At 58.1% G+C, this 19,152-nt stretch carries 18 protein-coding genes; 14 read left to right on the top strand and 4 right to left on the bottom strand.

From position 1 onward, the window contains the following. Positions 1-140 precede the first annotated feature (140 nt). The 8 genes from smrA to MDG893_RS15580 all read left to right on the top strand — a co-directional run bounded on the left by smrA (position 141) and on the right by MDG893_RS15580 (position 6,757). Positions 141-719: a DNA endonuclease SmrA gene (smrA, locus tag MDG893_RS15615; protein ID WP_040474678.1), complete on the top strand. Its 579-nt coding sequence runs from the start codon at positions 141-143 to the stop codon at positions 717-719. Between the two features lie 39 nt (positions 720-758). Continuing rightward, positions 759-950 carry a hypothetical protein gene (locus MDG893_RS15610; protein ID WP_040474675.1) on the top strand — a complete coding sequence of 64 codons (192 nt, stop codon included), beginning with the start codon at positions 759-761 and terminating at the stop codon, positions 948-950. Positions 951-1,021: 71 nt separating this feature from the next. After that, on the top strand, positions 1,022-1,507 hold the full coding sequence (locus MDG893_RS15605) for a (2Fe-2S)-binding protein (protein ID WP_007154780.1): 486 nt from the start codon (positions 1,022-1,024) through the stop codon (positions 1,505-1,507). Between the two features lies 1 nt (position 1,508). Beyond that, the gene (locus MDG893_RS15600; RefSeq protein ID WP_007154779.1) at positions 1,509-3,713 is read left to right on the top strand and encodes a xanthine dehydrogenase family protein molybdopterin-binding subunit; all 2,205 of its coding nucleotides are present in this window, start codon (positions 1,509-1,511) and stop codon (positions 3,711-3,713) included. A gap of 115 nt (positions 3,714-3,828) precedes the next feature. Further along, positions 3,829-4,455, top strand: coding sequence for a methylthioribulose 1-phosphate dehydratase (locus MDG893_RS15595; RefSeq protein ID WP_007154778.1), 627 nt, complete (start codon positions 3,829-3,831; stop codon positions 4,453-4,455). Further along, positions 4,452-5,012, top strand: coding sequence for a 1,2-dihydroxy-3-keto-5-methylthiopentene dioxygenase (locus MDG893_RS15590; protein ID WP_007154777.1), 561 nt, complete (start codon positions 4,452-4,454; stop codon positions 5,010-5,012). Before MDG893_RS15595 ends, MDG893_RS15590 begins: the two co-directional genes overlap by 4 nt. Next, positions 5,009-5,701 carry an acireductone synthase gene (gene mtnC, locus MDG893_RS15585; RefSeq protein WP_007154776.1) on the top strand — a complete coding sequence of 231 codons (693 nt, stop codon included), beginning with the start codon at positions 5,009-5,011 and terminating at the stop codon, positions 5,699-5,701. Before MDG893_RS15590 ends, mtnC begins: the two co-directional genes overlap by 4 nt. A gap of 6 nt (positions 5,702-5,707) precedes the next feature. Then, positions 5,708-6,757, top strand: coding sequence for a DUF3080 family protein (locus MDG893_RS15580; RefSeq protein ID WP_040474674.1), 1,050 nt, complete (start codon positions 5,708-5,710; stop codon positions 6,755-6,757). 36 nt (positions 6,758-6,793) lie between these two features. Here the strand turns inward: MDG893_RS15580 and tfpB are convergent, their stop codons facing one another. The 4 genes from tfpB to arsC are packed head-to-tail and all read right to left on the bottom strand — an operon-like array spanning position 6,794 to position 9,981. Next, entirely contained in the window at positions 6,794-8,596 is a 1,803-nt protein-coding gene (gene tfpB, locus MDG893_RS15575) for a type IV pilus assembly ATPase TfpB (protein ID WP_007154774.1), read from the bottom strand. Positions 8,597-8,609: 13 nt separating this feature from the next. Further along, positions 8,610-8,978 carry a DUF2069 domain-containing protein gene (locus MDG893_RS15570; RefSeq protein WP_007154773.1) on the bottom strand — a complete coding sequence of 123 codons (369 nt, stop codon included), beginning with the start codon at positions 8,976-8,978 and terminating at the stop codon, positions 8,610-8,612. Between the two features lie 33 nt (positions 8,979-9,011). After that, positions 9,012-9,614 (bottom strand): NAD(P)H:quinone oxidoreductase, encoded by a 603-nt coding sequence (wrbA, locus tag MDG893_RS15565; RefSeq protein ID WP_007154772.1) that lies wholly within the window; start codon positions 9,612-9,614, stop codon positions 9,012-9,014. 13 nt (positions 9,615-9,627) lie between these two features. Then, the gene (arsC, locus tag MDG893_RS15560; RefSeq protein ID WP_007154771.1) at positions 9,628-9,981 is read right to left on the bottom strand and encodes an arsenate reductase (glutaredoxin); all 354 of its coding nucleotides are present in this window, start codon (positions 9,979-9,981) and stop codon (positions 9,628-9,630) included. Positions 9,982-10,134: 153 nt separating this feature from the next. Here arsC and MDG893_RS15555 point away from each other — a divergent pair, with 153 nt between their 5' ends. The 6 genes from MDG893_RS15555 to kdsA all read left to right on the top strand — a co-directional run bounded on the left by MDG893_RS15555 (position 10,135) and on the right by kdsA (position 19,111). Then, complete coding sequence (locus MDG893_RS15555) at positions 10,135-10,545, top strand: TlpA family protein disulfide reductase (protein WP_007154770.1); 411 nt, start codon at positions 10,135-10,137, stop codon at positions 10,543-10,545. Between the two features lie 43 nt (positions 10,546-10,588). Next, complete coding sequence (gene dnaE / locus MDG893_RS15550) at positions 10,589-14,071, top strand: DNA polymerase III subunit alpha (RefSeq protein WP_007154769.1); 3,483 nt, start codon at positions 10,589-10,591, stop codon at positions 14,069-14,071. 176 nt (positions 14,072-14,247) lie between these two features. After that, entirely contained in the window at positions 14,248-15,201 is a 954-nt protein-coding gene (accA, locus tag MDG893_RS15545; protein ID WP_007154768.1) for an acetyl-CoA carboxylase carboxyl transferase subunit alpha, read from the top strand. Further along, positions 15,185-16,546 carry a tRNA lysidine(34) synthetase TilS gene (gene tilS / locus MDG893_RS15540; protein ID WP_040474673.1) on the top strand — a complete coding sequence of 454 codons (1,362 nt, stop codon included), beginning with the start codon at positions 15,185-15,187 and terminating at the stop codon, positions 16,544-16,546. Before accA ends, tilS begins: the two co-directional genes overlap by 17 nt. A gap of 88 nt (positions 16,547-16,634) precedes the next feature. Beyond that, positions 16,635-18,263, top strand: coding sequence for a CTP synthase (locus MDG893_RS15535; protein ID WP_007154765.1), 1,629 nt, complete (start codon positions 16,635-16,637; stop codon positions 18,261-18,263). A gap of 2 nt (positions 18,264-18,265) precedes the next feature. Further along, a complete protein-coding gene (gene kdsA, locus MDG893_RS15530; protein ID WP_007154764.1) occupies positions 18,266-19,111 on the top strand; it encodes a 3-deoxy-8-phosphooctulonate synthase in 846 nt (281 codons plus the stop codon). Positions 19,112-19,152: the final 41 nt, after the last annotated feature.

Here is a 19,152-nt window from a genome sequence, read left to right as displayed (position 1 = left end):
CGGTCTATCTACCGGCCCTGCGATGTTTGTCTGAGCGCGGGCCAGCCCCAGCCCGGCGGTGGGTAGGGCGAGGGGCCTCCTTTATGATGGGTGAGCCGGGTGGTAAAGTCCATGCAACTTCGACCGTAAATGATATCGCCATGACAACCAAAGATGAGCGCCTGAGCTTCCTGGAGGAAATGAAGGATGTCCGCCGTATCCGGAAGCCGAACAAAGCCGATGTTAAAGCCCCAAAGGATCTGACCCCAGGGCACCTTGAGCGTCAGCGGTCCGCCATAGATCAGCCGCACAGAGACTGCAATCCACTGACGGCGGATATGGTTGAGCCTCTGACAGCGCACGATGTTCTCTGTTGGCAACGGCCCGGAATACAGCATGGCGTATTCCGTAAGCTCCGTCTTGGGCAATACCCGATCGAAGCGCGCCTGGATCTGCACCGGATGACCGTTGAAGAAGCGCGTCGGGATGTATTCGGCTTCATTAATGATTGCGTGCGCTATGGACTTCGATCCGTCATTATTCTCCACGGCAAGGGAGAGCGTAACCCCGACGGTATCGCCCAGCTCAAGAGCCATCTGGCCAAATGGCTGCCAGAGTTGGAAGATGTGCTGGCGTTTCATTCGGCCCAGAAGCGCCATGGCGGCACCGGCGCCGTCTATGTCATGGTCCGCAAGGGCGACCGCGACAAACAGCGTAACCGTGAGATTCACGGATCCTGACTATTCACCAACGCCGATAAGATCGGTTTGGAGGTAAGTGTGAAGCAACTGATGTTGGTACTTTTTGTAGTAGCGGCACTGGCCGGATGTAAAGACCGGGTTATGTGGAATGACAACGGCAAGGTGGAAGAGGCAACAACCGACCGCGAGGTCTGGGACTCCCAGGGTAAAATGGAAACCGGCGAACGGAAGATCTGGACGGATAAGGACGGCAACGACGTCATCAAATAAGAACGCTCAGCGTTCATAATAATAAAACTCAGCCGGGGCCAGTGCTCTGGGCAGCAGGGGAGAGTACAACCATGGCCGTGAGCCTTACCGTTAATGGCCGGGAGCGGATGCTCGACATAGACAGCGATACTCCGCTGTTGTGGGTGATCCGTGATGAACTCGGACTGAAAGGTACCAAATTTGGATGCGGCATGGGGCTCTGCGGCGCCTGTACCGTGCACCTGAACGGGCATCCGGTGCGTTCCTGTTCCACCCCGGTAGAATTGGCCGATGGTGGGGATGTGAAGACCATCGAAGGTCTGTCGCAGGATGGAAATCTGCATCCCTTGCAAAAGGCATGGGTCGAACATGGTGTGCCCCAGTGCGGCTACTGCCAGTCCGGCCAGATCATGAGCGCTGCGCACCTGTTGCAGCACAACGACGCGCCCTCTCGCGATGATATCGTCGCAGCCTTGAGTGGAAACCTTTGCCGCTGCGGTACCTATTCCCGCATTGTCGCGGCGGTTGAGTCGGTTGTGGGTGATGACGCTGCCCGACCGGATCGGGAGGAGGCGTGATATGTCCATGAATCGACGCGATTTCCTTAAGGTAACAGCAGGCTCCTCTGGCGGATTGGTCCTGTCCCTGTCGCTTCCGGGCTGCGCTGGTATCCAGACCGGTTATGATGAACTGGATGGTAGCTGGACACCGGATGCCTGGCTGGAGCTGACTACCGATGATCAGGTCTACTTCACCCTGGCGCGTGTTGAAATGGGGCAGGGAACCTACACTGGCCTGACCACCCTCATTGCGGAAGAACTCGGGGTGACGCCAGCCTCCATCAAACCGCGATTTGCCCCTGCGGCCCCGAAGTACCGAAACCCTCTCTACAACCTGCAATTGACCGGCGGCAGCACCAGTCTGGCGACCAGTTGGCAACCGTTACGGGTGGCGGGAGCCTCTGCCCGCATGATGCTGATTGCCGCTGCAGCCAGTGTCTGGGAAATCAGCCCCACTGAGTGCCGGGCGGTCGAAGGCAGGGTGGTGCATCCGAACGGACGCGACAACCTGGCTTACGGTCGATTGGTGGAGCTGGCGGCAAAGCAGCCGGTGCCGAAGGCTCCGTCACTCAAACCCCGTGAAGAGTGGAAGTACATCGGCAAGGAACGGGGGCGTCTGGATGCTGAAGCCAAGTCCACTGGCGCGCCAGTCTACGGCATTGATGTCGAACTGGACGGCATGGTGTATGCGGTTGTATCCCGCCCTGCGCGTTATGGCGCCAGGGTAAAATCCTACGATGACACCGCTGCTCGCCAGTTACCGGGCGTGCTGGACGTGTTTGAAATTGATCGTGGCGTGGCGGTTGTGGCGGATAAATACTGGCGGGCCCGTAAGGCCCAGGATGCCCTGACGATCGAATGGGATAACGACGGCGCGTTGGATGCGTCCTCCGATCAGGTGTTCTCCTCTTACCACAAAGCCGCCGATGAAGATCCGGGGGAAAGCGAGCGCAGCGAAGGTGATTTTGATGACGCACAGCAAGGTGCGGAACGCGTGCTGGAGGCCAGTTACGAGCAGCCTTACCTTGCACACGCGACGCTGGAGCCGATGAATGCCACGGCGTGGTATCGGGACGGCGCCATTGACGTCTGGGCACCGACTCAGGCACCCGATCTTGGTCGGATCGCGGCTGCGAGGGTGACGGACCTCTCGCCCGACGAGGTGACCATTCATACCACCTTCCTCGGCGGCGGTTTTGGGCGACGCCTGACCAATGATTACATCGAGGAAGCGGCGTCTGTCGCGTACCGTATCCGCAAGCCGGTCAAGTTGATCTGGTCGCGGGAAGAGGATACCCGTCACGATGTTTATCGGCCGGCCATGCTGCACCGGATGCGGGCCAGTGTCAGCGGCGATCGCCTCACTGGCTGGCATCATCAGATTGTTGGCCCGCAGATACTGGACTGGTACGTGCGCAATGCTGCACCGGCCCAGTATCCCTGGGCTCCGAAATTCCTGTACGGCACTCTGGGGCGCGTTGGGCTGATGGCCGAGGGTATCGCGACTCCGAAGGATCATTCCGCCATCGAAGGTGCCATAGAATATCCGTATCGGGTGCCGAATCTCGACATACGTCATACCCACACAGATCCAGGGGTGCCGGTGTCCTGGTGGCGGTCCGTGGGCTTCTCTCACAACGGCTTTGCCGTTGAAACCTTTATGGATGAGTTGGCCCATGAAGTCGATCAGGACCCGTACCGGTTCCGGCGTTCATTGATTGATCACGAACCAAGACATCTGGGCGTGCTGGACAGGGTTGCCCAACTTGCCCAATGGGACAGCGCGGCACTCGAAGGACGGGCCCGTGGCGTTGCCCTGTTCCGCAGTTTTGGTACCTACGTGGCCCAGGTGGTTGAGGCCAGTGTTGAGTTTGGGGAAATCCGGGTGCACAGGGTGTTCTGTGCTGTGGATTGCGGCCAGGTGGTCAATCCGGACATTGTTCGCGACCAGATTGAGGGCGGCATCATATTTGGCCTTACGGCGGCCCTGTACGGCAACATTACCCTGGAAGACGGACAGGTCCAGCAAAGCAATTTCCACGATTACTCGCTGATGCGTCATGATCAGCGGCCCGAGGTGGTGGTGGACATCATCGACAGCAATGAGTCGCCCACCGGTGTGGGGGAGCCCGGCGTACCTCCGGTGATACCTGCTTTGGGTAATGCGTTGTTTGCCCTGACCGGCAAACGCCAGCGCAGCCTTCCCCTGAAAGCCACGGTATAACCCGTGGCTTTTAAAGCCGACCGGTGAACGTTCGTCGGCCTTTGCGGGCGACACGCTGATCCTTATAATAGAAACCATCAAGCGCTGATCCGGCGTGTCTGTTCCGAGGTGACTTTTGTTTGATGTAACCCGCTACGCCATTGCCGCGCAGTCCATCATTGATGCCGGCCAGTTTCTCTATGGCCAGGGCTGGTCGCCGGCCACCAGCAGCAACTATTCGGCGCGGATCGATGATGAGCATATTGCCGTCACGGTGTCCGGTCGACACAAAGGCAAGCTGGTGGCGGGTGATGTCATGGTGGTGGATCTTGCCGGCAACCCCATTCAGAGCGATGCCCGCTCGTCGGCTGAAACACGTTTGCATACAGTTCTTTACCAGGCCTTTCCGGACGTTGGTGCGGTGTTGCATACCCACTCCGTCAAAGCAACGGTGCTGAGCCGGCTGCTGCCCGCCGGAGAACCGCTGACATTACAGGGGTACGAGTTACAGAAGGCGTTTTCAGGGGTTGATACCCACGAGTCGCAACTGACCGTGCCGGTGTTCGACAATACCCAGGATATTCCGGCGTTGGCGGACCAAACCAGAGATTGGTTTCGTCAGCACCCCGATCAACCGGGTTACCTGATCCGCGGGCATGGCCTTTATACCTGGGGCCGGACCATGTCAGACTGCCTGCGCCACGTCGAAGCCTTTGAATTCCTTTTCGAATGTGAGCTTGAAACCATGAGGGTCCGCCGATGACAACCTTGAGCATTTTTGACCAGAGTGTGCCCGAATCCCCCCGCGTCGTGACCGAAGACTCGGGCAAAATTGCCAACCTGCTGGCTGAGCACGGTGTACGTTTTGAGCAATGGAGTACCCGGGAACTGCCAGCGGATGCGTCATCCGACGACATTCTTCAGGCCTATTCCGGTGAGATCCAGGCGCTGAAGGCGGAATGCGGCTTCCAGGCAGCGGATGTCATCAGCCTGAACCCGGACAACCCCCAGAAAGAGGCCTTCCGCCAGAAGTTCCTGGATGAGCATGTGCACAGCGAAGACGAGGTGCGTTTTTTTGTGCGCGGGCAGGGCCTGTTTTACCTGCATTTCGGTGACCAGGTGTACGCCATTATGTGCCAGAAAAATGATCTTATCAGTGTGCCGGATGGCACGCGCCACTGGTTTGATATGGGGCCGGAGCCTGCGTTTACCTGTATTCGCCTGTTTACCAACCCGGAAGGCTGGGTGGCAGACTTCACAGGTGAAGACATTGCCAGCCGATTGCCCCGCTACGAGCGGCTGGCGGGAGTGGCGGGATGATCCGCGTAATTTTGACGGATATCGAGGGAACCACCAGTTCGATCTCCTTTGTACATGAGGTTTTGTTTCCCTACTCGGCGGAGCATATGGCCGAGTTTGTGCGAGAAGGCGCGGCAGACAGTACTGAAATCCGTGAGCAGCTGGATGCCGTTGCCGACACCTCTGGGGTTGCCAGGGAGGATATCGACGGGCTTATTGAGGTGCTGGACACCTGGATTCGGGAAGATCGCAAGGAAACGCCTTTGAAGGCCTTGCAGGGAATGCTCTGGGAGCAGGGTTACCAGCAGGGTGCGTTCCGGGGGCACATCTACGACGATGCCGCCGAGTATCTGCAGCGCTGGCATGATCGAGGTCTGCGCCTGTTCGTCTACTCGTCCGGTTCTGTGAAGGCACAGAAGCTGATTTTCGGTTTCAGCGAAGCTGGGGATTTAACGCCGTTCTTTTCCGGTTACTTTGATACCTGTATCGGCAGTAAGAAGGAATCAACTTCCTACAGCAACATCATCGACGAATTGGGGGTCGAACCCCGAACTGTGCTGTTTCTCTCCGATGTTGAGGCCGAACTGAAGGCTGCTGAGGACGCTGGCATGCGCACGGTCTGGCTTGTACGTGAGGGAGATTTGCCGGTCACGAAGCGGGCGGTGACCACGGACTTTTCAGGAGTCGACAGGTTTCTGCAGCAGGGTTGACCCTCCATGGTGCCTGACGTTCGATGCCTGATAATGCCTTTGGTGTGCCTATACCTTGCCGGCTGCGCGCCGGATTCCGGTGTTCCAGATATGATGGATGGGTACGTTGTGAGCGTAGCCGATGCTCTGGAACTGCGCCCCGAACTCTCCGATATAGCCCCTGTTCCTCAGATCCCGCGCCGACGGGAGCGCGTTCTCGACATGCCGGATCTGGATATGGGAATGCTCGATTTCCTGTCTCTTTACGGGTGTGAGTTGCAGTACGTGGTCGGCGAAAAAAACTCGATCATGGGGCGGGTGATGCAACCGTTGAATCGATTGCGTTATGAAACGCGGTTTATCCGTGCCGCTGAGACCTGTATTTCGGACACCGATGGTGAGGGTATACAGGAAGAACTCGAAGAGGCCATCGCCCATAAAACCGAAGCGCTCCCCGTTGCGGTATGGAACGCCACTTGGGGTGTGGAAGAGATTGAACGGCTGTTTACCCTGTCGCAGGGATATTATCCCGGGAGCGACGATGACAAGGTTCTGGCGGAGTTGTCCTCGGGCGTAAAGCGAGTCAACCAGACGGTCAGAGGCCTGCTGGACGGCAACACAAGTGAGCCGTTGGATTATGTGGGTGGTGTGCATCAACTCTGGCAGGCAGAACATCGTGCGGGTCAGCTATTGAACAGCGCACGATTGATGACAGCGCGGCTTGACGATGCAACGGCCCTGCTGGTCAAGAGAGTGGAAGGGGTGCCACTTTGCTCGGGGTCGGAGTCTGAAGAGCCGCCTGGCGAGCTCGTGGAAATCTATACCGACGGATACGTCGGTGGCATCAAGGACTATCTCGACCGTATTGAACACGCGAAGGAGGCGCTGATCAAGCCGCTGGATACGCTCGCCGCCCAACAGACAGAGACCATGCCGTCTGCTTTTCGTGATTGGTATCGGCTTTATCTGGATACGGGCAATACCGACAGCGTTTGGGGGCAACTGGGCAGCGCGGTTACGGCCCATAAAGAGCGTTGGCGGCAGTTGCTCTCTCAGTGCGGAACGTCTCTCCAGTAGAACTCAACCATTTCGGGCGTGATGACCGGGAGCGTATCAACGTTGGCTTTCGGGGGTCACCCGCAGGATTTCCTCGACCGTGGTAGAGCCCGCGGCCACTTTCTGCGCGCCGCTGAGCCGCAGGGATTTCATGCCATCCTTGTACGCATCCACTCTCAGTTGGTCCAGTTCGCACTGCTCGGTAATCTGCCGGATCAGGTTGCCAGACAGTTGCATGATTTCGTAAACGCCGGCCCGACCATAGTAACCGGTGTTCCGGCACTCCAGGCAGCCAACCGGGTGGTAGACCTGCTTGGGCATGGTGGCTTTCCAGGGTCGGGTCAGGCTTTGCCAGGCCTGCGCGTCCACCGGCCCTGGCGCCTTGCAGTGGGGGCACAGGGTTCTGGTTAGCCGTTGTGCCATTACGCCCAGCACCGTGGCACGAATCAGGTAGGGGGGGATGCCCAGTTCCATCAATCGGGTGATGGCGCTGGGGGCATCGTTGGTGTGCAGGGTGGACAGCACGAGGTGCCCGGTCAGAGCGGCCTGCACTGCCATTTCCGCAGTTTCCAGGTCACGGATCTCACCAATCATGATGATGTCCGGGTCCTGTCGCAGCAGCGCCCGCACGCCCGAAGCAAACGTCAGTTCGATATTGGTCTGAACCTGCATCTGGTTAAAGGCTGGCTCCACCATCTCAATCGGGTCCTCGATGGTGCAGATATTCACCTCGGGAGTGGCCAGTTGCTTGAGGGTTGAGTACAGAGTGGTGGTTTTACCAGAGCCAGTGGGCCCGGTGACCAGAACGATGCCGTGGGGGTGATCGGTAATAGCCTGCCAGCGTTCCCGGTCTTCCTTGGAAAACCCCAGTTGTTCGTAGGACTTCAGCAGCACTTCCGGATCAAATATCCGCAACACCATTTTCTCGCCAAACGCGGTTGGCATGGTGGCCAGCCGCAGTTCCACCTCGCTGTTGTCCGGCTTTCGGGTTTTTATGCGGCCATCCTGGGGGCGACGCTTTTCCGCCACATTCAGCCTGCCGAGAATCTTCAGACGGCTGGTGACCGCCACGCCGACCTGGTCCGGGAATTCGTAGACGTTGTGCAGCACTCCGTCGATGCGAAAGCGAACCTGGGTGACATTGCGCCGTGGTTCAATGTGGATATCCGATGCGCGTTGGTCGAACGCGTACTGCAGCAACCAGTCAACAATCTTGACCACGTGCTGGTCGTTGGCATCCGGGTGTTCGCTGGCCCCAAGGTCCAGCAGTTGCTCGAAATTCTGGGCCCCGGCGGGGTTAGTTGCATTGTTGCCGCCGGCCTTGCTGACCGAGCTCGCCAGTTGATAGAACTCAACGGTGTAACGGCGGATATCCTCTGGATTAGCCACCACACGGCGGATGTCTTTTCTGACCGCCTGGCGCAGGTTGCCTTCCCAGTCATTCTTGAAGGGTTCGGTGCTGGCAATGAGAACTTCATCCTCACCGATTTCAACCGCGAGAATGCCGTGTCGCTGGGCGAAAGCGTAGGACATCACCCGGGCGATCGCGGGTGTATCTATCTTCAACGGGTCGATGTGGTAGTACGGCTGTTCCGCCCACTCCGCCAGCCATTGGGTCAGCCTGTCCAGATCCAGCGTGCGGCCTGTTTTCTGGCTCTCCAACCCGCCCTTGGCGACCAGTTCCAATGGATGGCGCTGGCTGGCGGGCCCGTTGCCGCCCGTCTGGATACCAATGTTCGCCGAGAGAACCCGTTCGGCATCCTCCTGCGTAATCTCACCACCGGTGACCAGCGCTGTGCAGATATCCCTAAGGGTCAAGGTACTTCTATGCGGCGCGGGTGGGTGAGTGCTGTCGGCCATAATGCGTTCCCTGTCAGGTTTCTGTAACGGGTTGCGGACGGTTCACCTTAAGGTGGACCATGGCCACAGTAAACAGCAGGAACGTCAGTACAGCGAGGATCAGAGGGACGATAGCGCCTTCGCTCAGCCAAGACGATACGACGTACTGGGTAAAATAGAAAATCACCACGAAACTGAGCCAGATATAACCGCGATTGTGGCCTCGGAACACCGGTACGGCAAAGGCCAGCAGCGGGACCAGTTTTACGCTGAGCATCAGCGTGACGGAGACGCCCTCGACCTGCACGGGGTAGAAAGTGCTTACAAGCAGGGCCGCCAGGGTGGCCAGATAAAGCAGGATGGTCAGCCGGGCGGTTATTCGGGCTTTGGGGTTGTGAAGCATTCGGTGATCCGTTGTGGTTGAGTGGCGCCGGGGTTAGCGCAATTTCATGGCAAGCCGCGCGAGGCGCTCGCCAAACGTCTGGCATATGGCTTTTTCGTGGTCGTTCACGGACTGTGGCTCTCCGGTGCCAGCCCAGTGGGAAGGGCCGTAGGGCGTTCCCCCGGCGGAGGTCTCGTTGAGCGCGTTTTCCGAATAGGGCACACCGCAGAGCACCATTCCATGATGCAGCAGGGGCACCATCATCGTCAGCAGGGTGCTCTCCTGACCGCCATGCAGGCTACCGGTGGACGTAAATGCGCCCGCGGGCTTTCCGCTGAGAGTTCCGTTCAGCCACAGGTCGCCGGTGCTGTCGAGGAAATATTTCAGCGGTGCTGCCATGTTGCCAAACCGGGTGGGACTGCCGATGGCCAGACCGGAGCAGTTAGCCAGGTCATCCTTGCTGGCATAGGGCGCGCCGTCATCCGGCACTGCTGGCAGGGACGCCTCGGTATCCGGCGACACGCTGGGCACAGTACGAATTCTGGCATCCATACCCTGCACCCGGGATACGCCCCGGGCAATCTGAGCGGCCAGTTCGGCCGTTTGCCCAGTGCGACTGTAATACAACACCAGGATGTAGGGCGAGTTGGTCGCCATTGGTTGTCTCCGGTTAGAGAATGCTCAGGACGTTTTCGGGCGGTCGGCCCAAAGCCACCTTGTTACCCTTGATCACGATAGGACGCTCGATCAGCTTCGGAGTTTCGACCATGGCTTTGATCAGGATCTCACGACCAAGCTCGGGGTTGTCCAGGCCCTGTTCCTTGTATTCCTTTTCCCCGGTTCTCATCAGTTCCCTGGGAGTGATGCCGAGGGCTTCAAGGATCTGTTCCAGGATCTGCTCTGTCGGTGGCGTTTCCAGGTAACGTATAATGTCCGGTTCAACGCCTTGTTCGCGAAGGAGTTCAAGGGTTTGCCGGGATTTTGAGCAGCGCGGATTGTGGAAAATTCGGGTTGGTTCTGTCATGGTTCTCCCTCTTCCCAGGTCAGGTTAACCGCAAGTTTGTCTGAGCGCCGTAGTCTAACAGGAGGGCACCCTTTGCAATACCCTGCGCGATATCCTGCAAAGTACCCTGCACAGGTGGGTTATTCCACCAGGTTGTGCAGGATCGGTATACTATTGGCCTTGTTATCGTTGGCAGGTTGCCAGAACCACGAGTTCGAAAAGCCGGACGGAACCGTGCTGGAGTGGGAGAGCCTGCGGGGACATTGGGTACTGGTCAATTACTGGGCCGAGTGGTGCAAGCCCTGCCTGGAGGAAATTCCCGAGCTGAACAGTATTGACCGCGCCGGTGCCGTGGTGGTGCTTGGCGTGAATTTTGATGAAATTCGTGGCCAGGAACTGATCGACCTTGGGCGAAGAATGGGTATTGAATACAGCATGTTGTCGGAGGACCCAGGGCCGCAGTTTGGCTGGAAAACACCCGTAGCCCTGCCTGCAACGTTTATTGTGGATCCGGATGGAGACCTCGTCGAGGCCCGCTTCGGCCCGCAAACTGAAGAAGACATCAAAGAATTGATTGGTCGCTGACCTGGCCCGAACCGCCATTAACCTGCAGGAAGTATCCGACGCTATGTCACAGACCTTTGTCCACCTCCGCGTGCATTCCGAATACTCCATGGTAGACGGCCTGGTGCGCGTGAAACCGCTGATCGGCCGGGTTGCGGAATTGGGTATGCCGGCCGTCGGGCTTACGGAGCAGTCCAATATGTGCTCGCTGGTGCGCTTCTACAAAGCGGCCATGGGCGCAGGTGTGAAGCCCATAATCGGCGCGGATCTTTGGGTTGAAAACCCGGATGAGCCCGACAATCCGTTTCGCATCACTCTGCTGGCCCGCAACAACGATGGCTACCTGAACCTGACCGAAGTGGTCTCGCTGGGGTACACAGAAGGGCAACGTTTCGGTAAGCCAATTATCCAGCGCCAGTGGCTGGAAAACCGCACTGAAGGGCTGATTGCCCTATCTGGGGCGCGCCTGGGGGATGTTGGCAAGGCGTTAATGTCGGGTAAGCTGGACCTTGCCAGACAGCGCGCCGAATACTGGATGAGTCTCTATCCTGGGTCGTTCTACCTGGAGCTGCAACGCACGGGGCGACCGGGGGATGAAGACTGTCTGCACCTGAATGTAGAGCTGGCGGAGGCGCTGGGCTGCCCGGTGGTGGCGACAAACGATGTCCACTTCCTCCATGCCGAAGATTTCGAAGCCCATGAGGCAAGGGTCTGCATTGGCGAGAGCCGCACCCTGGATGACCCGAGGCGGGATCGTCGTTTCAGCGACCAGCAGTATCTGCGCAGCGCCGATGAAATGATTGAATTGTTCTCTGATATCCCCGAGGCGGTTGAGAATACGGTGGAAATTGCCCGACGCTGCTCAGTCCCGGTGCGTATGGGAGAGTATTTCCTGCCGAACTACCCCATCCCTGATGGCATGACCATGGATGAGTACTTCCGCAAGGTGTCGGAAGAGGGCCTGGAAGAGCGGCTGGCGAAAACCCTCAGCAAGGACGACCCGGAATACGACAGCAAGCGCGAGGCCTACTACAAGCGCCTGAACTTCGAGTTGGATATCATTATCCAGATGGGGTTCCCGGGGTACTTCCTGATCGTTATGGACTTCATCAAGTGGGCCAAGAATAACGGCGTGCCGGTAGGCCCGGGCCGGGGTTCTGGTGCAGGCTCCCTGGTGGCCTACGCCCAGTTGATTACCGATCTTGACCCTCTGGAATACGATCTGCTGTTCGAGCGCTTCCTGAACCCCGAACGGGTTTCGATGCCCGACTTTGACGTCGACTTCTGCATGGAAGGCCGTGACCGTGTCATCGCCTATGTGGCGGAAAAGTACGGCCGCGAAGCCGTGTCCCAGATCATTACCTTCGGCACCATGGCTGCCAAGGCGGTTGTGCGGGACGTTGCCCGGGTTCAGGGCAAGTCCTACGGGCTGGCGGACAAACTCTCCAAGATGATCCCTTTCGAGCCGGGCATGACCCTGGAGAAGGCCCTGGAGCAGGAACCACAGCTGGTAGAGTTCCTGGAGAATGACGAGGAAGCCCAGGAAATCTGGGAGATGGCCCTGAAGCTCGAGGGTGTGTGCCGAAACGCCGGTAAGCACGCCGGTGGCGTGGTGATTGCGCCCACCAAGATTACCGATTTCTCGCCGCTGTACTGCGATGACGAGGGCGGCAGCCTGGTGACCCAGTTCGACAAGGGCGATGTGGAAGACGCCGGCCTGGTGAAGTTTGACTTCCTGGGGCTGCGGACCCTGACGATCATCGACTGGGCCCTGAAGATGATTAACCCGCGTCTTGAGAAGCAGGGCAAGCCGGCGCTGGATATTAACGAGATTCCGCTGGACGACGTGCCATCGTTCGACATGCTCAAGAAGGCGGAAACCACGGCGGTGTTCCAGCTCGAATCGCGAGGCATGAAAGACCTGATCCGACGTCTGCAGCCGGACTCCCTGGAGGATATGATCGCCCTGGTTGCCTTGTTCCGTCCGGGGCCGCTGCAGTCGGGCATGGTGGATGACTTCATCGACCGGAAGCATGGCAGGCAGCCCATGTCATTCCCGCATCCTGATTATCAGTATGAAGGGTTGAAGCCCGTTCTTGAGCCCACCTATGGCGTTATCCTGTATCAGGAACAGGTCATGCAGATTGCCCAGGTCATGGCTGGCTACAGTCTCGGCAACGCCGACATGTTGCGCCGGGCCATGGGTAAGAAAAAGCCCGAGGAAATGGCCAAGCAGAAGCAGTTCTTTCTCGACGGCTGTGAGAACAATGACATCAACAAAACCCTGGCGGAGAACATTTTCGACCTGGTTGAAAAGTTTGCCGGCTATGGCTTCAATAAATCCCACTCGGCTGCCTACGCGCTGGTTTCCTATCAGACACTGTGGCTGAAGGCCCATTATCCCGCTGAGTTTATGGCTGCGGTACTCACGGCGGATATGCAGAACACCGACAAGGTGGTCACGCTGGTGGAGGAATGCCGCAGCATGGGACTGGAGCTGCTGGTGCCCGACGTCAGCCGCTCTGAATACACCTTTACCGTCAACGATGATGGCGCCATCGTATACGGCCTGGGCGCGATCAAGGGGCTTGGTGAGGGGCCGATTGGCAGCATTCAGGCCGGCCGCGCCGACGGTGAGCCCTACCAGGATATTTTTGATTTTTGCCGCCGGGTGGATCTGAAAAAAGTGAACAAGAGGGCCATGGAAGCCCTGATCCGTTCCGGTGCCATGGATAAGCTGGGGGCAGGGCGCGCCCAGTTGATGGCCAGTATCGACAAAGCCATTCAGCAGGCCGGCCAGCAGTCCCGCAACGAGACCGTGGGCATGACTGATATGTTTGGCGATATGCTGATGGGCGGTGAAGACGGAGACCCTTATTCCGATGTGGCGAATGTGCGGGAATGGCCCAAGAAAGAGCGCCTCAAGGGCGAGAAGGATACCCTGGGCCTTTATCTGACCGGTCACCCGTTCGATGAATACGAGAAAGAAGTGCGGCGGTTTGTGCGCTCATCCATTGCCGATCTCAAGCCGGCTCGCCAGCCCCAGCGTGTGGCCGGTCTTGTCGTCGCGCAGCGCTCCATGAAAACCCGCACAGGGTCGACCATGGCGTTTATCACCCTGGATGATCGCAGTGCCCGCATCGAGGCTACGTTGTTTTCAGAGGCCTTTTTCGAGAATCGGGAGCTGCTTCAGTCCGACCAGGTCATTGTGGTGGAGGGCCAGGTCAGCCATGATGACTATTCTGGCCAGATGAAGATGCGCGTCAGCTCGGTGATGGACGTTGGTACGGCCCGGCAACAGTTCAGTCGTGGTCTCAAGCTTGCTATTCACGCGGATCAGCTTCAGAACGGCCTGCTGGATAAACTGGACTCCACGCTCAGGCCCTTCCGTTGTGAGGGCAGCCCGGTATGGATTGAATACAGTAGCGATAATGCCAGTACCCGTATCGAACTGGGTGAATCGTGGCGCGTACAGCCCGATGATGACCTGTTATTGGAGTTGAAATACCTCGTAGGCGACCAGTCGGTAGAACTGGTCTATGATTGATACTATCCGGCAAGGTTCATCCCGGGTATGGCGGGCACGTTGAAAAATTACGTTTTTGTCAGAAAGTGGACTCATACGAAGGTCCGCTTTAGCCAATGCTCAGGCGCTGCTATCTTTGTCCAAAATTCTGGTTTGGCGACTCACATTCTCGCCTTGCAAGCAAATGATGGAACATCATGAACCCTAATTATCTGGATTTCGAACAACCGATTGCCGACCTTGAAGCCAAGATTGAAGAGCTTCGCATGGTGGGAAATGACACCGATATCAATATTACCGACGAAATCAGCAGGCTGCGCAAGAAAAGTGTCAGCCTGACTGAAAGCATCTTCTCGAACCTCAAACCCTGGGACGTGGCCCGCCTGGCGCGTCATCCCCGCCGGCCCTACACCCTCGACTACGTTGACATGATTTTTGACGACTTCGACGAGTTGCACGGAGACCGTCGTTATGCGGACGATCAGGCCATCGTTGGTGGCACAGCCCGCCTGGACGGCAAGCCAGTCATGGTGATTGGGCATCAGAAAGGCCGGGAAGTACGGGACAAGGTAAAGCGAAATTTCGGCATGCCGCGCCCGGAAGGGTACCGCAAGGCCCTGCGGTTGATGGAGATGGCTGAGCGTTTTCGTATGCCAATCCTGACCTTTATTGATACTCCGGGTGCCTATCCCGGTATCGGGGCCGAAGAGCGCGGTCAGAGTGAAGCCATTGCCTTCAACCTTGCCGTCATGTCCCGCCTGAAGACGCCAATTATTTCCACGGTGGTGGGCGAGGGCGGTTCCGGCGGCGCTTTGGCCATCGGGGTATGCGATCAGTTGAATATGCTTCAATATTCCACCTATGCCGTCATTTCGCCCGAGGGGTGCGCGTCGATCCTGTGGAAGAGTGCGGAATACGCGTCCCAGGCGGCAGAGGCGATGGGCGTGACCGCCGACCGACTTAAGGATCTTGGATTGGCGGACAACGTTATTACAGAACCGCTGGGCGGGGCGCATCGCAGCCCGGAAGAAATGGCAGAATCCCTGCGTGAGACTCTGAGCAAGGGCATTGCCGAACTCAGTCGCCTGCCGGAAGACGAACTGGTGTCCCGCCGCTACGAGCGGTTGACCCGATATGACACCGGCCGGTAACCCCGGCTCCGGACGAGACTGGCCGGAGGCGCTATGTGCTCCGGTCAGGCACCTGCCTACGCATTCACACCTTCGCATTGCCCTCAGCGGTGGCATGGATTCGGTTCTGCTTCTCCATGTTACGGCGTATCTGTATGCCCACAGCGGCCAGGTATCCGCCATACACATAAATCATCAATTGCAGCCGAATGCCGATGACGCAGAGCGTTTCTGCGAGGACATTTGTCGGGAGCTTGGTGTCCCCCTCGACATCCGTCGAGTGATCGTCAGCAGCCGCGAGACTCCCGAAATCGACACCAGCGGTGGTGTTGAGGAGGCCGCACGGAATGCTCGTTATCAGGTGTTCGAGGAGATTCTGGCGCCGGGTGAGTTGCTGTTGATGGCCCATCATGGTGATGATCAGGCTGAAACAGTGCTGTTTCGGTTGTTGCGCGGGACTGGTGTGGTGGGGTTGGGCGGTATGCCGATAACCCGTCCTCTGGGTGCTGGTCGGCTATATCGACCACTGCTTGACTTCAGTCGCGCAGAGCTTCACGCATGGGCGGCTGAGCACGGTATCGAGTGGATGGAAGATCCCAGTAATATCGATGAGCGCTTTGATCGTAACTTCCTCCGGGCCTCGATTTTTCCTCTCCTGAAGTCACGCTGGCCGTCGCTGATCAGCCGCATGGGCCATACCGCCCATTCGTGCCGCGAGGCGGACGAGTTGGCTGGAAAGCTCGCGGAAATCCACTTCCAGCAATGTGCTGGGCCTTCTGGTGAGCTTTGTTTGAGTGCGGTCGGTGCGCTGTCTCTGGCGGAGCAGAAAAACTTGCTGCGCTGGTGGGTTGGGCACTTTCACTACCAGTCTCCCACCATGGCAGACTGGTCACAGGTCCTGCAGGATTTTCTGGACTCGCCGGCGGATAGGGAGCCGGAGCTTCGGGGAGCGGGGTTCGTGATCCGACGTTTTCGGGGGTGCCTGTACCTGGTTCCCGAGTTCACGGAATTGCCCGCAGGAAAGCCTGTCCTGATTCCGGATCGGGCGCTGTGGTGGGGGGAGTGGCGATTGACGCTGGCGGCGTCAGGTAAGCCTAAAACACCGGCGCCGGAAATAAGGGTATCTACGAGGGCAGGGGGCGAGCGTATCCGACCGGCCCCTGGCGGCCCGTCGAAATCGTTGAAGAACTGGCTTCAGGAAAAAAATGTCCCACCCTGGGAAAGAGCCCGGCTACCGCTGCTTCTTGAGGTGGTGGGTGGCCATGAAGAAGTGGTCGGAGCTGGCGACTTGTGGGTTTCCGGCAAATACTGTGGAGAGGCCCCGGCCAGTGGCTGGCGGATTGTTGTGGAGCGGGAATGTAATTGAGAAGGTGAGGCCTTTCTGGTAGTCTGGCGTCCCATCTTGAGATGACAATCTCCCTCCTTCACCGAACCAGACAAATCACGGAATCTGCATGACGCGTTATATTTTCGTCACCGGCGGTGTCGTGTCCTCCTTGGGGAAAGGTATCGCATCGGCCTCTCTGGCTGCGATCCTAGAGGCACGCGGCCTGAAGGTCACTATTCTCAAGCTGGACCCGTACATCAACGTGGACCCCGGCACCATGAGTCCGTTCCAGCACGGTGAAGTTTTTGTCACCGAAGATGGCGCGGAAACCGATCTGGACCTGGGGCACTACGAGCGGTTTATCCGCACGCCGATGTCACGCCGGAACAATTTCACCACCGGTCGCGTCTACGAGGAAGTGATTCGTAAGGAACGCCGGGGTGATTACCTCGGTGGTACGGTTCAGGTGATTCCCCACATCACAGACGAGATCAAGCGTCGTGTGGTTGAAGGCGCTTCCGGCGCCGATGTGGCACTGATCGAAATCGGTGGCACGGTGGGTGACATTGAATCGCTGCCATTCCTTGAGGCCTGCCGCCAGTTAAAGGTGGAAGTTGGCCCGCAGCGTGCGTTGTTCATGCACCTGACCCTGGTTCCCTACATCGCCACTGCCGGTGAGATCAAAACCAAGCCTACCCAGCACTCGGTGAAGGAAATGCGTTCCATCGGCCTGCAGCCGGATATTCTGCTTTGCCGTTCGGAACACGAAGTGGACGCCAGTTCCCGTCGCAAGATCGCGCTGTTCACCAACGTCGAAGAGCGGGCGGTCATTCCGCTGCAGGATGCCAAGTCGATTTACGCCATTCCGCGCATGCTGCACGAATTTGGTCTGGATCAGCTGGTTATAGAGCGTTTCAGCCTGGAGGCCAGCCCGGCCAATTTGGGCGAATGGGATGCGGTGGTTGAATCTCTGATGAATCCGGAGCATGAAATTACCATTGCCATGGTCGGCAAGTACATGGAGCTACTGGACGCCTATAAGTCCTTGATTGAGTCCCTGCTCCATGCCGGTATCAAGACTCGCACCAAGGTCCGGATGAACTACATCGACTCCGAAGACATTGAGCGCGATGGTACCGGTGCGCTGGCCAGTGCCGACGCCATTCTGGTTCCCGGTGGTTTTGGCGAGCGCGGTGTCGAAGGCAAGATTCGCACGGTGCAGTACGCCCGCGAAAACAAGGTCCCGTACCTGGGTATCTGCCTGGGTATGCAGGTGGCCGTTATTGAATACGCCCGCAACGTGGCTGGCCTGAAGGACGCCCACAGCACCGAATTCCGCGAACACACCCCGGAGCCGGTTGTGGGGCTGATCACGGAGTGGCTGGATGCCAGCGGTGAGAAGGAGGAGCGCACCGAAGAGTCCGATCTGGGCGGCACCATGCGCCTGGGCGCCCAGGACTGCGTGGTTGCTGAAGGATCCACCATCGCCAACTGTTACGGTCGTAAGACCATCCGTGAGCGCCACCGTCATCGTTTCGAGGTGAACAATCATTTCCTGCCGCAACTGGAAGGTGCCGGCCTGAGAATTTCCGGTCGCTCTACCGATGGCAAACTGGTTGAGGTTGTGGAAGTGCCTGATCACCCCTGGTTCGTGGCTTGCCAGTTCCACCCGGAATTTACTTCCACGCCTCGTGACGGCCACCCGCTGTTCAAGGGGTTTGTTGAGGCAGCTCTGGCCCGTAAAAAGGAATTCTGATTATGGCGCAGAGTACCGTGAACGTCTCGGGAATCGAGGTTGCCAACCATAAGCCGTTCGTGTTGTTTGGTGGCATGAACGTGCTGGAATCCCCTGAAATGGCGATGGAAGTGGCCGAGGCGTACGTCGAAGCCACCCGCAAACTCGGGATTCCCTACGTATTCAAAGCGTCGTTTGACAAGGCCAACCGCTCTTCCGTGCACTCCTTCCGTGGCCCCGGTCTTGAGAAAGGGCTGCAGATTCTGGCGGACATCAAAAGCAAGTTCGGTGTCCCTATTATCTCTGATGTTCACGAGCCTGAGCAGGCTGCACCCGCCGCAGAAGTTTGCGATATTATCCAATTGCCGGCTTTCCTGAGCCGGCAGACCGATCTCGTCGTCGCCATGGCGGAAACCGGTGCGGTCATCAATATCAAGAAGGCCCAGTTCCTGGCGCCACAGGAAATGAAGCACATCATTGCGAAGTGTGGAGAAGCCGGTAACGACAAGGTGATCCTGTGTGAGCGTGGCACCAGCTTCGGTTACAACAACCTTGTGGTGGATATGTTGGGCTTCGGCATTATGAAGTCCCTGGATGTGCCGGTGATGTTTGACGTCACTCACGCCCTGCAGATGCCCGGTGGTCGCGCGGATTCTGCCGGTGGCCGCCGCGCCCAGGTAACCGACCTGGCCCTGGCGGGTATGTCCCAGGGGCTTGCGGGTCTGTTCCTCGAGGCACATCCCGATCCGGATCAAGCCAAGTGCGACGGGCCCTGTGCTCTCCGCCTGAGCCAGCTTGAGCCGTTCCTTGCCCGGGTGAAGGCCGTTGATGACCTTGTGAAGAGTTTTAAACCTATTGATACCGCCTGATTGGCGGTTTTTTGCGTTCCAGAAGGACTATGGGAGTGAGC

It is taken from the genome of Marinobacter algicola DG893 (genome assembly GCF_000170835.1).
Taxonomy (GTDB): domain Bacteria; phylum Pseudomonadota; class Gammaproteobacteria; order Pseudomonadales; family Oleiphilaceae; genus Marinobacter; species Marinobacter algicola.
The sequence above is the reverse complement of the archived record's forward strand: the minus strand, read 5'-3'. Positions and strand labels throughout refer to the sequence as shown.

Coding starts and splice junctions, on each gene's coding strand:
- tfpB (WP_007154774.1), bottom strand. CDS start 8,596: ATGGCCGACAGCACTCACCCACCCGCGCCGCATAGAAGTACCTTGACC.
- tilS (WP_040474673.1), top strand. CDS start 15,185: ATGACACCGGCCGGTAACCCCGGCTCCGGACGAGACTGGCCGGAGGCG.
- kdsA (WP_007154764.1), top strand. CDS start 18,266: ATGGCGCAGAGTACCGTGAACGTCTCGGGAATCGAGGTTGCCAACCAT.
- MDG893_RS15580 (WP_040474674.1), top strand. CDS start 5,708: ATGGTGCCTGACGTTCGATGCCTGATAATGCCTTTGGTGTGCCTATAC.
- mtnC (WP_007154776.1), top strand. CDS start 5,009: ATGATCCGCGTAATTTTGACGGATATCGAGGGAACCACCAGTTCGATC.
- MDG893_RS15605 (WP_007154780.1), top strand. CDS start 1,022: ATGGCCGTGAGCCTTACCGTTAATGGCCGGGAGCGGATGCTCGACATA.
- arsC (WP_007154771.1), bottom strand. CDS start 9,981: ATGACAGAACCAACCCGAATTTTCCACAATCCGCGCTGCTCAAAATCC.
- accA (WP_007154768.1), top strand. CDS start 14,248: ATGAACCCTAATTATCTGGATTTCGAACAACCGATTGCCGACCTTGAA.
- MDG893_RS15590 (WP_007154777.1), top strand. CDS start 4,452: ATGACAACCTTGAGCATTTTTGACCAGAGTGTGCCCGAATCCCCCCGC.
- MDG893_RS15600 (WP_007154779.1), top strand. CDS start 1,509: ATGTCCATGAATCGACGCGATTTCCTTAAGGTAACAGCAGGCTCCTCT.
- smrA (WP_040474678.1), top strand. CDS start 141: ATGACAACCAAAGATGAGCGCCTGAGCTTCCTGGAGGAAATGAAGGAT.
- dnaE (WP_007154769.1), top strand. CDS start 10,589: ATGTCACAGACCTTTGTCCACCTCCGCGTGCATTCCGAATACTCCATG.
- MDG893_RS15570 (WP_007154773.1), bottom strand. CDS start 8,978: ATGCTTCACAACCCCAAAGCCCGAATAACCGCCCGGCTGACCATCCTG.
- wrbA (WP_007154772.1), bottom strand. CDS start 9,614: ATGGCGACCAACTCGCCCTACATCCTGGTGTTGTATTACAGTCGCACT.
- MDG893_RS15535 (WP_007154765.1), top strand. CDS start 16,635: ATGACGCGTTATATTTTCGTCACCGGCGGTGTCGTGTCCTCCTTGGGG.